General features: G+C 55.1%; 7 protein-coding genes. 1 reads left to right on the top strand and 6 read right to left on the bottom strand.

The window, feature by feature from the left end; all coding sequences use genetic code 11:
* Positions 1 to 20 precede the first annotated feature (20 nt).
* Positions 21 to 1574, top strand: coding sequence for a PAS domain S-box protein (locus ABDW36_RS23085; protein WP_343704299.1), 1554 nt, complete (start codon positions 21 to 23; stop codon positions 1572 to 1574).
* A gap of 41 nt (positions 1575 to 1615) precedes the next feature.
* Here the strand turns inward: ABDW36_RS23085 and ABDW36_RS23080 are convergent, their stop codons facing one another.
* The 6 genes from ABDW36_RS23080 to ABDW36_RS23055 all read right to left on the bottom strand — a co-directional run bounded on the left by ABDW36_RS23080 (position 1616) and on the right by ABDW36_RS23055 (position 16717).
* Positions 1616 to 3025 carry an alpha-L-fucosidase gene (locus ABDW36_RS23080; RefSeq protein WP_343704298.1) on the bottom strand — a complete coding sequence of 470 codons (1410 nt, stop codon included), beginning with the start codon at positions 3023 to 3025 and terminating at the stop codon, positions 1616 to 1618.
* 10 nt (positions 3026 to 3035) lie between these two features.
* A complete protein-coding gene (locus tag ABDW36_RS23075; RefSeq protein WP_343704297.1) occupies positions 3036 to 4790 on the bottom strand; it encodes a RagB/SusD family nutrient uptake outer membrane protein in 1755 nt (584 codons plus the stop codon).
* Between the two features lie 8 nt (positions 4791 to 4798).
* Positions 4799 to 7885, bottom strand: a complete 3087-nt coding sequence (locus ABDW36_RS23070) for a TonB-dependent receptor (RefSeq protein ID WP_343704296.1) — start codon at positions 7883 to 7885, stop codon at positions 4799 to 4801.
* 32 nt (positions 7886 to 7917) lie between these two features.
* Positions 7918 to 9570, bottom strand: coding sequence for a RagB/SusD family nutrient uptake outer membrane protein (locus tag ABDW36_RS23065; RefSeq protein ID WP_343704295.1), 1653 nt, complete (start codon positions 9568 to 9570; stop codon positions 7918 to 7920).
* Between the two features lie 10 nt (positions 9571 to 9580).
* A complete protein-coding gene (locus tag ABDW36_RS23060) occupies positions 9581 to 12397 on the bottom strand; it encodes a SusC/RagA family TonB-linked outer membrane protein (protein WP_343704294.1) in 2817 nt (938 codons plus the stop codon).
* A gap of 204 nt (positions 12398 to 12601) precedes the next feature.
* The gene (locus tag ABDW36_RS23055; protein ID WP_343704293.1) at positions 12602 to 16717 is read right to left on the bottom strand and encodes a two-component regulator propeller domain-containing protein; all 4116 of its coding nucleotides are present in this window, start codon (positions 16715 to 16717) and stop codon (positions 12602 to 12604) included.
* Between the last annotated feature and the right edge of the window lie 11 nt (positions 16718 to 16728).

Here is a 16728-nt window from a genome sequence, read left to right as displayed (position 1 = left end):
CAAACTGAAACACCGATTGTATGATTAACCTGTTTTCCCCGCTCCGGACGGTATTGATATACTGCATCTTCGGCGCTGTATGGGTATTCAGCACAGATTCACTGCTCCGCTGGCTATCTGAACAAACGCCGTCCGTTCTCCGCAGCGGGCAATACTTCAAAGGCATCGTATTTGTGCTGATCTCCGCGGCGCTGCTGTACTGGCTTTTGCAAAAATACCTGGATTCCCTCCGTAAATCTGAACGCACGTATCTCAATATTTTCCAGGCCAACCCACAGCCCATGTGGATCTATGACCTGGGCAACTTCCGCTTCCTTGAGGTGAATGACGCCGCTGTAAACGTCTACGGCTACAGCCGCGAAGAGTTCAAACATATGACCATACTGGACATGCGGCCTGCGGAAGACGTAGAAAGGGTAAAACAATATCACAATAACCTTTCAACAGGCTACGCAGATGCCGGTGTATGGCGGCACCTGAAGAAAGATGGCACTCTAATATACGTAGAAATACAGGCCTATGCCACCATGTATAACGGCAAGGAGGTACAGGTGGTGTGCAGCCGGGACGTTTCAGAGAAATTCCTGGCTAACAAAGCACTCAACGAACACCAGCAGCTACTCAGCACCATTATCAACAGCACAGACGATCTTGTTTGGGCCGTAGACGCCAACATGCGGTTTGTGGCCTTTAACGAAGCTTTCCGGAACATCATCCAGCTCATCACCGGCGTAACGCTGCAGGTGGGTACCCCGCTGATTGAAGCGGAAGGTGAAGCGGAATACCGCAGGTGGCAGCAATACTACGAAGCCACCCTGCGGGGCGAAAAGCAGGTGATAGAAGAAGAACGGGAGCTGCAAAACGCTGGCATCACCTACGCGGAAATTACGATGGACCCTATTGTAGATGAAGGAAGGATCATTGGCGTGGCCTGTTTTGCCCACAACATCACGGAAAGAAAACAGCAGGAGATACAAATGAAAAAGATGCTGGAAAGATATGACATGGTAACGCTGGCCACCAGTGACGTGATCTGGGATTGGGACCTGGTCAGCAATCAGGTGGTATGGAACAAGAACCTGGAAGTGCAGTTTGGCCATACGGTAGTTGAAAATGAAGGAGGCTGGTGGGAAAATCACGTTCACCCTGACGATGTGGAGACAGTGGTAGCAGGCTTCCAGCAGGCAGCGGAAACCGGCCAGCGCGCCTGGGCCGTTGAATACCGTTTCCGGCGCGCAGACGGCGTGTACCGCAGCGTGAACGACCGCGGCTATGTGATGTACAACGAAGAAGGAAAGCCCATCCGCATGATAGGCGCCATGCAAGACATTGAAGATAAAAAGAAGTATATAGAAGAACTGAAAAAAGTAGCGCACCTCAGTTCTCACAGCCTGCGCCGGCCCGTGGCCTCCATGCTGGGCATTGTGAGCATGCTTAATAAAGACAACCTGTCCCACCCAGACAATGCTCCGCTACTGGCGCATGTTGAAAAAGTAGCGCAGGAAATGGACGGCATCCTGCACGTAGTGGCGGAAAAGTGCAACACCATCTTCCGGCAAACGGAAAAAGTATAAAAAAAGGGGCCCTGCATCAGCAGCGCCCCTGAAGAGTAGCATCAGGTCTTCGCCTCCTGGTATTGTACGTTGCCTTTGCCGGCGCCAGTTTCCAGTATGATCACGGGTGGCATTTTATAGGCCTGCAATGGAAGATGTATGAAAAACTGGTCTTTCGCAATTTCTTCCACCTTCACGCTTTTACCGGCCAGTGTGGCTTTGGCAATTTTGGTACCCGCCGGTACTTTTACTTTCAGCAGGCCGCTCACAGGTATGTTGAATACGATCATGTTCACTTGCCCGCCGCGGCTGGGTTTGGTGAAGTAACCCCAGTCCTGCTTGTCCCAGCCGGCGTAATCACAATTATAGATCACCTGGCCGTTCTGCTGCATCCATGTGCCAATGGTGCGGGCAATATGCTGCTCTTCCGCGCGGATGCTGCCGTCTCCGGCAGGGCCGAAGTTCAGCAAAAAGTTACCGCCCATAGACGTGGTATGCACCAGCATCTCCAGCAGCTCCAGCGGGCTTTTCACGTGGCTCACGGTCCAGTTTTTGTGGTAGCCCCACTGGTTTTCAGGTACGGTCATGCAGGCTTCCCAGTCCCATTTCGTCACCTGCACGTCTTTTACAGGGTGCGGCAGCCGGCGTTCGTAGCCAGACTCGTAATCTCCCATGAGCTTGCCGTTGGAGTCTATATGCCGTTTCCCGAAATCGTCTGCCCGCAGGCGGCTGTTCACCACCACGCCGGGGCGCACTTCTTTCAGCATCTGCTCCATTTCCAGCGTCCACCAGCCGTTCTTCTTGATGGAGTTGTCCCAGGTGCCGTCAAACCAGAAACCCTTTACCGTGGGGTAATTGGTGGCCAGCTCGCGCAGCTGGTTGCCCGCAAAGGCGAGAAAGCGGCGAAAGGCAATGCTGTCTTCTGCAGATTTGATATCGTACCGCCAGTCTGGGTGATGCCAGTCTAGCACGGAATAATAAAAGTTCACGTCTATGCCTTCAGCGTTGTAGGCATCTACCAGTTCTTTGAGAATGTCTTTTTTGTACGGCGTATTACCGATGTTGAAATCTGTGTACCGGCTGGGCCAGAGGCAAAAGCCTTCGTGATGTTTGGTGGTGATGGTCATGTACTTTGCTCCCATCTGTCTGGCCATCTTCGCCCACTGTTTTGCGTTAAATTTCACCGGGTTGAACTGGTACATGAGGGAATCCCAGGTGGAAGTGGGGATCTTTGCGCTGGACTTCAGGAACTCCGCCGCATAGTTGTAGGTTTTCCCCTTCCACACGCCGCCGGGTATGGCGTAAAGGCCCCAGTGAATAAACTGGCCGAAGCGGTTGCCCCGCCATTTGTTCATGGCCTCATCTGTACGTTTGCCGGTGTACTGCGCACCGTATTTCAGTGTTACTTCCTGTGCTGAAGCGCCGGCACTGCAAAGCAGTACCAGCGCTAAAATGCCTGTTCTTATTTTCATCATTATGGGTTTACCATCCCGGGTTTTGTACCAGCGCCTGAGATTTGTTGATCTCAGACTGCGGGATGGGCATGAAATACATTTGCGGGCTTCTGAACGTTCTTTTTTCAAACGCAAAGCGCTCGTAACTATAAAGATCACCATTTTTTGTAATGCGCATGCCAAACATGTCACCCGCCCCCTGCTGGTCAAACGTTTTCCAGCGCAGCAGGTCAAAGAAACGGTGCCCTTCTTCGTAGGCCAGCTCTACCCTCCTTTCGTTGCGGATGGCTTCCCGCATGGTTTCTTTGGTAAGGCCCTGGGGCAGCTGGTATGGATCCAGGCCGGCGCGGCGGCGAATGGCTTCCACGGCGGTATATACTTCCGCGGTGGGCCCGCCATATTCATTCAAAGCTTCCGCATAACCCAGCAGAATTTCTCCATAGCGGATGGGCGTGAGGCAACGCGTGGGCGATACGCCGAAGTTGCCGCCGGCATTCTCGTCCATCATCTTGCGCCAGAGGTACCCGGTACGCGTGGAAGATGAGTTGGTGCTCAACCCGTCTTGCGGGGCAAAGAGGTACAGCCACACCGGTTCTTTACGGTTGGTGGAGGCCAGCAGCCAGGTGGAGCCGTTGTAGAGAATGGAGAAATAAAACCGCGGGTCGCGGCCCTGGTAGGGATTATTGGCATCATAGCCGCTGCCGGCTTCGTTGATGAGCTTGCCGTTAGCCATGGGGAACGCGTCTACCAGCTGCTGCGTGGGGAAGCTGTAAGTCTGTCCGCCGCGTGTGGCCGGCAGGCACAGGTTCTCGAAGGTGCGGTTGGCGCCCTGCATGATCTGGAAGATGTGCTCCTTGTTTTTCCGCTGAATGAAGGTGGTGTAGAAACCATTGCCGGGGCGGGTGGTGTTATCTTCTATCAGCTCGTAGACGCCGAGGTCCATCACCGCTTTAAAAGCGTCTGCGGCAGATTTCCAGCGGTCTGCACTGGCGCTTTCATAACCCAGTATCTTCTTCTGGTCTGCCGTTTCTCCCAGGTTGCCGCCGTTGAACAGCGGGCTGGCGGCCAGCAGCAAAGTTTTGGCTTTCACGGCCAAAGCCGCGCCCCGTGTGGGACGGCCGTATTCGCCGCCCAGCTGCTCTGCAGGCAAGATGCCGGCCACTTCTTCCATCTCTTTCACAATGTAGTTCACACATTCTTCAAAGGAATTACGGGGCTGGTTAAAATCGTCCGTAAGGTCGTACAACCTGTCCCCGATCAGCGGAATACCGCCGTGGGTACGCAGCAGGTGGAAATAAAAATAGGCGCGCAGGAAACGGGCCTCACCTTTGGCCAGGGCTTTCCGTCCGGCAGACAAAGGCCCTTTGTCTACGTTGGCCAGGAAGATGTTGGCGCGGCGGATGCAGGTGTAAGGCGTATTCCAGTGGTCGTTACGCATTCTTGCAAACTCGGCCACACCGGCAAAGGTGGCGGAATTATAGGCTTGCGCAGTTTGCGCGGTAGCACCGCTCCAGCGTATCTCCGAATCGTCTGTGGCATCTGAAAAAGACCAGAGGCCGCCGCCAAACAAGCCGTTGTCAATAAAGTAAGTATAAGACAGGTTGCGGTAAATACCGTTCAGGAAATCCATGGTGAGCGCGCTGTCTGCAAAGGTCTTTTCCTGGTTGATGGTACCGGTATCGGTTTTGTCAAGAAAACTTTCCCCGTCCTTGCGGCAGGCCGCAAAGAGCATCATGGCCGCAGCCGTTCCGAAAAATATTGTATGAAGGTTCTTTTTTCTCATGATCGCAATTATTTAAATGAAACCTGCAGGCCGAAATTGTAGATCTTCTGTTGCGGGTACTTGCTGTACGCCTCCGTCTGGTTGCTGCCGCGCTGCGATTCCGGGTCTACATCGTAGATCTTCAGGTTGTACCAGGTGAGCAGGTTGAGACCGTTGGCATACAGGCGGATATCTCCCACCCCTACCCGGCGGCTGACTGATTTGGGCAGGTGGTAGCCCAGCTCGAGGTTTTTGAGGCGCAGGTAATCTACGGGGCGCAGCCAAAAGGTAGACAGGTCGAAGTTCACCCCACCCAGCCGCGGATACTCCGCAATGTCACGGGTTTCAGGCGTCCACCGTTTTTTGTGTATCTCCGAAGGGATGCCGTTGGAGTTGCCTATCTGCAGCAGCGTAGACGCGTCCATGCTGCCGCGGGCAGCGCCCTGGAACATCACGGAAAAGTCAAGGTCTTTCCAGGAAAAACCGGTGCTGAAGCCGTAGGTTACCTGCGGCAGGTTGGGATAGCCGATGGGGCCTATGTCGTTATTGTCAATGAGACCGTCTCCATTGATGTCTTTGAACTTGATGTCTCCGGGCTTCACTGTTTTGCCTACTACTTCAGGGCTTTTGGCAATGTCTGCATCATCATAATAAAACCCGTCAAACGTGTAGCCGTAGATCTGGCCAATGGGGCGGCCGGTTTGCGCCAGCAGCGGGTTGGCGGAGTTGAACGGCTCGTCCCGGTAAAGCACCTTGTTTTTGGCGAAGGAGAAGTTGCCTTTTACAAAGTAGTTCACGTTACCCAGGCGGTTGTTGTGCGTTACGTCCAGCTCATACCCCTTGTTGCTCACACGGCCTACGTTCACGGGCGGCAGGGAAATACCGGTGAAGGCCGGCACGGTGCCGCGTGCGGTGAGAATATCGTAGCGGTAGTTATCAAAATAGTCCGCTATCACTTCCAGCTTGCCTTTGAAAAGACGCAGCTCCACGCCCAGGTTCAGCTTGCGCTCACGCTCCCAGCGTACGTCTTCGTTAGCCAGCGCGCCGGGCAATACCGCCAGGTAATTGGCGGGGCTTTCACCAAAGTTGTAGTTCTGGTTGCCGCCGGGGCGGGTGTATATTTCTTCATAGAGGTACTGGAAAGAGTTGGGGAACTGGTCACTGCCTACTTCACCATAAGAGCCGCGCAGCTTCAGCTGGTCTACGAACAGCACATTGTCTTTGAAGAACGGCTCTTCACTGATGTTCCAGCCGGCGGATATGGCGGGGAAGAAGCCGTAGCGCTTGCTGGCCTTGAAGCGGTCTGTACCGTTGTAACCCAGGTTGAATTCCAGCAGGTATTTGGAACGGTAGTCGTAACCCAGCCTGCCGGAGTAGCCGCGGAAGTTGCTGGGAATGTCTGCCGCTTCAATGTCTGTACGCTGGTTGAACAGCGCCAGGCCGTATACAGTATGTTGCCCGAAGGCACGGCGGTAATCCAGCACCAGCTGGGTATTGAGGATGCGCTGCGGTTTTGCGCGTCCGTTCTGCCAGTCTGCATCTTCCGCCAGCACAGGAATGCGGCTGAGCGTTGGGAACACGGCATCGTAAGTATCTGTGCCTGCAATGTATTCATATACCGGGAAGCGGCCGCGGGTAAGGCTTCTGCGGTTCTGGAAGTCATTGGTGTAGGCCAGTGAGCCTCTTACGCTGAGGCCCTTGGTGATGAAATCCAGCTTGTGGTTGGCCGTCAGGTTGAGGTTCAGGTCATTGTTATATTCCCTTTTGTAACCGGCGTATTTGAGAATACCCACGGGGTTGAGGGTAAAGTCTTTTCTGCCGCCGAAAGACCCGTCTGGGTTGTATACCGGGTATACCCAGGGCGCCAGCAGGCCGGAGGTGATCCTGCGCCAGAAAGGCCATGCGCCGCCCGCCATCACGTCAGGGAAGTTGGGCTCGTTGATCTCGGATACGCGGGCGGAAAGGTCCAGCCGCATGCTGAGGTCTTTGGTTACGTCTACGTCCAGGTTGGAGCGGAAGTTGTAACGCTTCAGGTAGTAGTTGCTGTTGAAATCTTCTTCCTTCGGCAGGTCTTTCATGATCCCGTTCTGGAAAATGTAGCCCAGTGAAACAAAGTACCGTACGGCTTCCGTACCGCCGCTGATGTCCAGGTTATTGCGCTGCTGGATGGTGTTGTTCTTCATCACTTCATCATACCAGTTCACGTTCGGGTATTTGTACGGCTCGTCTCCCAGGCGGAAGTGCTCAATGGCTTCTGGCGAGGTGTAGCCGGGCAGGTACAGTTCCGGGTCCTGGCCGGAATTGGTGTAATGTTCTATCAGCAAGGGAATGGCTTCGTGCGAAGGCAAGGGCTTGCGGTACACCGTGGGCTGCTGAAAACCGGTTTCAGAGCGCAGGGTGATCTTGGGAGGGCCTTGCTTGCCGCGGCGGGTAGTGATCACCAGTACGCCGTTGGCGCCCTTGATACCGTAAATGGCGGTGGTAGATGCATCTTTCAGGATGGCAATACTTTCCACCTCATTCGGGTCTATCTGGCTCACCGCATCGTAAGAATATTCAATGTCGTCTACAATGATCAGCGGGTTGCTGGTGCCGCCGTTGTAGGAGCTTACGCCGCGGATGAAGAAATTGGCCCCGTCCCTGCCGGGCTGGCCGCTTTGCTGCTGCTGGAAAAAGCCGGGCAGGCGGCCTACCAGCGAGTTCTGGATGCTGGCCGCGGGGCTCTGCCGCAGCTCCTTGCCGGAGATCATGCTCACAGCGCCGGTGCTGGTCATTTTTTTCTGCTTGGCAAAACCTACGGTCACTACTTCACCAAGGCCGGTCACAGCCCCGTCCATCATCACCTCCACGTTGTTCTTTCCTCTTACGTTCACCGTTTTGCTGGCATATCCAACAGAAGTGATCACCAGTTCGTTGCCGTTCGTTTTAAGGGTGATGGTAAATACGCCCTTATCGTCCGTGAGCACCCCGTTCTTCGGGTCTGCTACTTCTTTTACAGTAGCGTAAGGTACCGGCCCGTCTTTGTCCATCACGGTACCGGTCACTTTCCTTCCCTGCGCCATGGCAGTGATGGCCAGGAAGGAAAACAGTATGGTTGATATAATAAATTGCTTCATGATTCCTGATTTTTTCATTTGAAAAAGCGCGCTCAGTAGCCCCAGCCTTCGTTTTGCCGCATGTTGGGATTGGTCTCAATTTCGGCGTAAGGAATGGGGTACCAGTACATGCGGGTGGCGTCAAACACAGAGCTGGCGGCATTGAAGCGGGTGTAGGTGAATGTGCCGTTGGCCTGCTTGTCTATCTTCATCCCTTCTACCGGCTGGTTCATCACTGCTGCAGCTATCTTCCAGCGGCGGATGTCCCAGAAACGCTGCTCTTCAAAAGCCATTTCGATCCTTCTTTCGTTTTGGATGATCTTCCGCATCACCGCCTTGTCTGTTACACCGGCGGGCAGGCCGTACAGGTTGTTCGCTCCGGCCTTGATGCCGGCGCGCTTACGGATGAGCACCAGGTTGTCATACACGGCCTTTACCGGCCCCTGCGCTTCGTTCAGCGCTTCAGCGTAGCTGAGCAATGTTTCCGCATAACGGAAGTGGATCATATGGCGGGTGGTGTTGGCATAGGCCGCGGTGCTTTCAAATTTGCCCATGAACTTGCGCATGTAATAACCGGTTTTGGTTTGGGTAACAATGCCTCCGGGCTTGTCCAGGCCGCCTTCATAGGTTTCTACAGGCCTGTTCAGCCATTTTTTGCCGTTGTATAAAATAGTAGCATCTAACCGCGGGTCTCTTTTAGCATATGGGTTGGCGGCATCATAGCCGGAAAGGGGATCGGTGATGGGAAGGCCGTTGTCCATCGGGAAAGCGTCTACCAGGTTTTGCGAGGGACTGGTGAGCCCCTTGCCTGCCGCTGCGTTCAGGTAGCCTACCGGCCCGTTCTGCTGCTCCAGGGTTTGGGAGGGCGCCTGCATTTTGGCAAAGATCATCTCGGTGCTTTTGCCGGCAATGAACATATCTATGTAGGCAGTAGCCAGGCTGTACACACCGAGGTCTATCACGTCTTTTGAGGCATTGGCCGCATCCGTCCACCGCTGCGCTTCACTACCTTCGTTATATAACGGGCTGGCCCAATAGAGCAGCACGCGGGCTTTCAACGCCAGCGCGGCGCCCTTGTTGGCGCGGCCTACTTCACCGTCTGACATGATGTTAGGCTGCAGGTTGTCTTTCACCGCGTCCAGCTCAGACACAATGTAGTTTTTGGTTTCTTCCAGGCTGTTGCGGCTCAGGTTGATGTTCTCCCGGAAGCCGAACACCTTGTCTCCCACCAGCGGCACGCCACCCCAGCGTTTCATCAGTTCAAAATAGAAGAACGCGCGCAGGAAGCGGGCTTCCGCCTTCCACTGTTTTTTCAGCTCGTCCGTAGTGGGTACGCGGTCTATTTTGGAAAGGAACATGTTGGCCTGGCGGATGCCTTTGTAGCTGTTGTCCCAGGAATTGTCCAGCACATTGAGCGGACTGATGCGGCCCAGGCGGTAATCGTTGCTGCGGTCTCCGTCATTGGAGGCCATGCCGTCATCTGTTGTAGCATCCAGCAGCGTGTTGCCGATGCGGTTGGAGATAGCCGGCAGCAGGTTGTAGGTGCCCAGCAGAAAAGCTTTGGCGTTGTCTGCGTTCTTGTCTATTTCGTCAAACACCAGTTCTTCCGTAAGCCTGTCTTGCGGCTCCGTTTCCAGGGTGCGTTTGCAGGCCGTTTGCACTGTACAAAGACCGGCTATGATATAAAGGAAATATTTTCTTTGCATGCTGATAAGTTTAGAGCTGGATGTTCACACCGAAGTTGATGATGCGCTGGTTAGGATACCCGCCCAGGTAAGATTCAGGGTCTACCCTGTCAAGCGGCGTAAAGGTGAGCAGGTTGTACCCGCTGGCAAAAGCCCTTACAGATTGCAGGTGCAGTGGCCGTACCCAGTGCTGCGGCAGGGTGTAGCCCAGTTCCAGCGTTTTGAGGCGCAGGTAGCTGGCGTCTTTCACCCAGAAGGTAGACGTGCGGTGGTTGTTCACATTCCCGTTTACGGAGAGGCGGGGGTATGTGGCGGCGCTGGCGGTAGCCGGCGTCCAGCGGCCCAGGTGGTGTTCCATGGCCTGGCCGGGAGCGCCGTTGGCGTTGCTCAGAAACTCCCAGGTGTTGCTGCCGTTCAGGTTGATGTAGCGGTTGCCCACGCCCTGCCATACCATGTTGAGGTCTATGCCTTTCCAGCTGATGCCGGCGGTGAGGCCGTAGAAGATCAGCGGCTTGTCTGACCCGATGGCACGCTCGTCAAATACATTAATAGTGCCGTCTCCGTTCAGGTCCTTGTACTTGATGTCTCCCGGCACGGGGTTGTAACCGTCCAGCGCGGCGCTGTTCTCCACATCTTCCTTAGACTGGTAAAAACCGTCTGCTACCAGGCCGAATATCTGGCCCACCGGCTGGCCGGTGCGCTGGTTCCAGCTATAGCGGCGGTTCACTTCATCCATATAATCCACGCGCGTTCTGGCAAAGGTGACGTTGCCTTTCACATAGTACCCCAATACGCCCGCCTGCTCGCGGTAGGCGGCAGACAGCTCCAGGCCGCGCTGTGTAGACCGGCCTATGTTCTCTGCCGGCAGCGTGGCGCCAATTACACCGCTGGCATTAGTGCCGCGCTTCATCACCAGGTCGCTCAGCTTGTTCACATAATACTCCGCCGTAAACTGCAGCTTGTCATTATGCGTGGCTACGTCCAGCCCAATATTGGTTTTCCTAGCTTTCTCCCAGGTAAGGAATGGATTGGCCAGGGCCGCCTCCCCGATGGTAGATACACCGGTAGCGGGGTTGCCCAGGTTATAGGTGCCGTTGAAATTGAAGAATTGCAGGTAGGAGTAGTAGCCAGATTTCAGGCTGTTACCCACCAGCCCGTAGCTGCCGCGCAGCTTCAGCGTGCTGATGGCGGGCACCGCATCTCTGAACCAGTTTTCCCTGGCAATATTCCAGCCCAGGCCCACGGCAGGGAAATACCCCCAGCGGTTGCCCTTGCTGTACATGTTGTTGTAGGAATAAGCCATGGTCACTTCCAGCAGGTACTTCAGATCATAATTGTAAGCGGCGCGCACGGAGAAGGCGGAGTTCACCAGCGGCAGCACGTTGCCGTCCGTATAACTGTCGCGGTAATACAGGCCGGTAAAACTTACGCCATGTTTGCCGAAGGTGGAGTCATACCCCAGCTGCAGCTCCGTATAAGCCTGCCGCGTCTGTGAGGTGATGGAGCTGCTGTTGCTTTGCTGCCCGTCAGACCCTATCTGGCTGATCACGGTGTCTACCCCCGGGTTCATGGCCACGTTGTACACGGCAAAAGATTTGGAGCGGTTCAGCGCCTCATCGTAATAACTGTTGAAAGACACCAGGCCCTTTACGAACAGGCCCTGCAGCAAGCCGTCAAGCCGCTGGCGCAGGCTGAGGTCTACAGACAGGTTGCGGTTATAGGTAGGCCGGTAGCCGGAGCGGGTGGCCATGCCGTATATGTTGTTGGCATACTGGTTATTGCCCGCCAGGCTGCCGTCGAAGTTCTGCACCGGGTAGGCATTGTTCGGTGTACTGAGAATGTTTTTAAAGATACTGTCCGTACGCGCGCCGGGCTCGTTGCCGTTGCGGATGCGGCCGTACACGCTCAGGTTCATGAGGGTGCTGCGGGTGAGATCTACATCCACATTGCTCCGGAAAATATATCTCTTGTAAAAATTGTTGGTGGGATAAGTGTTACGGCTGTCTGTTTTAAAATATCCCTGCTGGTTCAGGTAATCCAGGTCCACAAAGTAACGGGATATCCTGTTGCCGCCGGCCACGTTGAGGTTGTAGCGCTGCATGCCGGCCTGGTTTTTCAGCACGGTATTGTACCAGTCAACGTCAGGGTGGCCCAGCGGGTCGCTGCCGCTGCGCCAGGCCTCCAGGTCTGCGGCGGAGTATACGGCCTGCCGCCCGTCGTTCACCAGCGCTTCGTTATAGAGGCTGGCGTAGTCATATGCATGCAGGAATTTGGGCGTTTTCACCATTTGCTGCACCGCCGTTTGCGCGGTGAAGGAAATCCTTTTTTTGCCGTTGTAGCCGTGGCGGGTGGTAACCAGTATCACCCCGTTTTGCCCGCGCATGCCGTACATGGCGGTGCCCAGGGCGTCTTTCAGAATAGTGATGGAAGCCACCTGCTCCGGGTCTATAGACAAACCGGAGCGGGGCACCCCGTCAATCACTATCAGCGGCGTGGTGCTGCGCAGGCTGGCGCTGGCCGCATCGTCTCCCGGGTTCAGGCTGAACTGCTCCAGGTAGAGCCCCGCCAGCTTGCCGTACAGGGTATTTTCCAGCGTGGTAACGGGCGTGTTGCGCAACTCATCTCCGTAAACAATGCCATAAGACTGTACCAGGGAGGCACCCGGCTGTTGGCCGAACAGCACCGGCACCGTGTCTTTCAAAGGCAGCACCCGGCCGGCGTGCGCAGGGACGTTTGGATATGCGGGCGTTTTGCGGGCCAGGGTGTCTGCCTGCGCCGCCGCAGGCTGGGCACAAAGCGCCGCCGCCGTCACTCCAAAGAAAAAGGGCATAGCGTACTTTTTCATCATATAACGTAATAGTTTAAAAAGACCAGCGAAAGATCAATTTGGTTGATTAGCTGTAACTCATTGGTTGATCTGTAAGCTCAATGCTTCAAAAGTAGGTGGGTAAAAAATGGAAGCTACCCGTCATTTCTTGCTTAAATACGGGTTAAATCATTCAGCAAACGGGTCAAAAAAGCAGGGGTAAAAATGAAAGATCGGCCACCATGGCTATTCTCTGGTATTACCGGCATGGGCGGCGGCATATTCCTTGGGGGTGCGGCCAAACTCCGTCTTGAACCACTTGCGGAAATAATCCACATCAGAAAAACCCACCATATAGGCCACTTCGGTCACGGTGAATTCATTCCGTTCCAGGTACTGGGCTGCCCGTTTGAGACGGTAGCTCCTGATAAATTCTATGGTGCTCTGGTTGGTGAGCGCCTTTATTTTACGGTAAAGGGTAATACGGCTCATGTTCACCTCCCGGGCCAGCTGCTCCACATTGAGGGTAGGCTCCAGGATGTTTTCGTCTATAAAGTGCATCACCTTGTCAAGGAACACCTCATCCGCAGAGGTGATGGAAATGTTTCGCGGCTGCAGCATGATGTCTTTGCTGTACCGTTCCCGCAGCAGCGCGCGTGACTGCAGGAGGTTGCCCACGCGGAGCTGCAGCAGCCCCATATTAAAAGGTTTTGTCACGTAATCGTCCGCGCCGGTTTCCAGGCCTTCCATCTGGAACACGAGGGGGCTGCGGGCGGTGAGCAAAATAACGGGGATGTGGCTGGTGCGTTCGTCTTTTTTCAGTTTCCGGCAAAGGTCTGTACCGCTCATGCCGGGCATGGCCACGTCACTGATAATAATATCCGGCAGCACTTCGGTGGCAATTTTCCAGCCTTCCTTCCCGTCTGCCGCCTCGTGAACGGTATACTGCTCCCTGAAGTGGGAGGTTATAAAGGCCAGCATTTCCGCATTGTCTTCCACTATCAGCATCACCGGCTGGTCTCCTCCACCCTCCTCTTCCCGCTGCGGAACGGGCAGCTCTTCCACCGGCGGCGCGCCCGCGGCGGGCTGCAATATCTCGCTTTCCGCATATTGCTCCCGGTACAGGGGCAGCGTAACCGTAAAACAGGTGTGGCCGGGTTTGCCGCCGGCAGACTGTACGCTTTCCACCGTGATCTGCCCGCGGTGCAGGCCCACCAACCCTTTGGTGAAAGCCAGGCCAATACCGGTGCCGGAAATGGGCAGGCCGGTATCATTATAATGATGGAAGGGGTTGAATATCTTGCCCAGGTGCTGCGGCGCAATGCCCGCACCGTTATCTTCCACGGTGATCACCACCTGCCGCGCCGTATTGGTGCGCAGGCATACCCGTATGCTGCCGCCGGGCGGGGTGAACTTCACAGCGTTAGACAGCAGGTTGAACAGTATCTTCTCCAGCTTGTCATGGTCAAACCACAAAAGCATTTCCGGCGCTTCGGTTTCCATGTCCAGTTTGAGATTGCGCTGCCGGGCGTACGCGTCAAAAGAGAGCAGCACCTCCCGGAGGAACTGCACCATATCGTATTGCGCTACCTGCAGCTGCAGGTGCCCGGCCTCAAACTTCCGGAAGTCCAGCAACTGGTCTGTGAGGCGCAGCAGCCGCTCGCCGTTGCGTTGAATAAGCAGCAGCTGGTTCAGCACCTTGTGGTTGCCCTGCTCTTCGTTCACCAGTTTCTCCAGCGGGGCCAGTATCAGCGTCAGCGGCGTTTTGATCTCGTGGGAAATATTGGTGAAGAAAGAAAGTTTCCGCTGCGCCAGCTCGCGGTCTTTTTCCCGGCTGCGCTGCTGCATCTGCAGCTCATGGCGGAGACGGGCGGTTTTGAGGGAATGGGCCCAGAGAAAGTACAGGATGGCCGCAATGGTAATAGTATAAAAGAGGTAAGCGTACCAGGTTTTCCAGATGGGCGGCAGCACGGTGATGCGCAGGCTGGTGTAAGTTTCATTCCACAGCCCGTCATTATTGGCCGCTTTTACTTTGAACACGTACTCCCCCGCGTCAAGGTTGGTGTAAGTGGCCTGCTGCTGGCTGCCTACATAGCTCCACTGCGTGTCTCCCTTCATGCCCTCCAGCGTGTAGGCGTATTGATTGGTGCCTGAGTTGATGTAGTTCAGCGCGGCAAAACCAACGGTAAAGTATGCCTGGTTGTGTTTGAGCGTGATGTGGTCTGTATACGTGATGCTCTGGCGGAGGGGGGAATCTTCGCCGCCAATGGCTACCGGCCTGTTCTTGATCAGGAAAGACGTGAGGGCAACAGGCGGTTTGGTGCGGTTGATGATGAGTTTTTCAGGGTTGAAAGATACAATGCCGTTATTGCCCCCGAACATTACCTCCCCCGCCGCCGTTCTGCAGGCGGCCGCCAGGAATTCGTTGGAGCCCAGGCCGTTGTTCACGGAATAATTCACCACCTGCACGTCTTCCCGTGCAAAGGGCGCATGCGCCTTCCGCAATACGATACGGGCAATGCTCTGGTCAAAGCTCACCCAGAGGTCTCCCTTCTGGTCTTGTATAATGCCGTGCACAATGTTGCTGGAAAGGCCGAAAGCCGTATCCAGCGTAAAGAACTGGTTACGCTCCCGGTTCAGGAGCTTCAGCCCGCCGCCACGGGTGCCTATCCAGATGTTGCGGCGGTCATCTTCGTATATGCAGAGAATGGCGTTCTTGTTGAACACGCTGTCATATTCCGCCAGGTAGTTGCGGAACGCCAGCTTCCCCTTCGGCAGCCAGGAAAGGCCTATTTCCGTGCCTATCCATACGCCGCCCTCACTGTCTTGTATCAGCGCGTTGATGTCGTTGGAAATGATGCTGGCCGGGTCATTCTTCTTCCGGTAACGGGTTACCTCCCCGCTGCCGTTGATGTGGAACAGGCCGCCTTTGGTGCCTACCCAGAGGTTATCCGCATCCCCCGCCAGGCCATACACCACATCGTCCATCACCCTGGCCGGTGATTCTTTCAGGGGAATGGGCTGTATGCCGCCGGATTTGATATTGTGCCTGAAAAGCCCTTCCAGCGTACCTATCAGCAGGTTGCCCCGGCCGTCCAGGTGAATGGCTTTCACCATTTCCGGGTTGATATGATGTGGAGAACCGGGATGGATGCGGATATGCCGGAAGGTGTTGTTCCCCCGGTCATAGAAGTTGACGCCGCCGCCCTCCGTGGCTATCCACAGGTTCTGGTCCTTATCTTCCCGGATGCTGCTCACCACGCGGTAGGTAAGCCCCGGCTGGCGCCCCATCTGTTCATTGATGTAACTAAAATTTTCGTTACCGGGATGTTCTACGCTGATGCCCCCGGCAAAAGAGCCCACCCACATGCTGCCTGCCCTGTCTTTCATGATGCAGAGGATGCTGTTGCCGGATATGGAATAGGGATCATATTTATCTACCACGTAATTGCGCACCGCCGTTCTTTCATTGTTGAGGATGTACAGGCCGTTGCGCGTACCTATCCAGGCTTCGTTCTGCTGAAAGTAAATGGCGCGCACCATGTCACTGCCTATTTTGACGGGCGTTTCGGAGTTGAAGTTACTGCAGCGGCGCGTTTTGCGGTCCCATACAATAAGCCCGTCCTTTTCCGTGCCCAGCCATACATTGCCCGCGCTGTCTACATTCACCTGCTGAAAGGTGCTTTTGCCGTAACGCCCGTTTTGCAGCAGCGCTTCAGGAGCGGGCAATACACGCCGGCTGGCGGGGTTGTAGCACAACACCTCTTTGCCGCCGGCCAGCCACAGCACTCCTTCAGCGTCTACGGCAATGGTGCGCACATAGGGAGCGCCAGCGCCCCTGCCCAGGTCTACCGGGCGGAGGGCCTTCGCCTTTTCATCATACAGCATCAGGCCGCGGGCCGTGCCTATCCAGATGTTGCCATGGCTGTCTTTTTTGATGGCGTTCACATGCTTGAACACATAATCCGCACCTTTGGGAACCGGCAGCACCCGCTGAAAGCGTTCCAGCCGGCAGTCAAACAGGTCAAGCCCGAAAGCGGTGCCTACCAGCAGGTTGCCCTGGCTGTCTTCTTCCAGCGTGAGCAGTTCATTACTAATAATGCTGTAGGGGTTGGTGGGATCATAACGGAAGTGGCGGAAACCATAACCATCGTAACGGTTCAGCCCGTCAGTGGTGGCTACCCATATGAAACCGCGGGAATCCTGGAAAAGGCTGTACACGGAGCTTTGAGACAAACCCTCCGCTATTCCAAGATGGGAAAAACGCAGGTGGTTCACCTGTGCCCTTCCAGCAAAATGGAACAGTACAATAAAGAGTATTGCCGCAAAAATACGTCTTATTCCCCCCGGTTGTAAAATCATACACGCAACGT

The organism is Chitinophaga sp. (assembly GCF_039596455.1).
Lineage (GTDB): Bacteria > Bacteroidota > Bacteroidia > Chitinophagales > Chitinophagaceae > Chitinophaga.
This window is presented reverse-complemented; position numbering and strand designations above follow the sequence as displayed.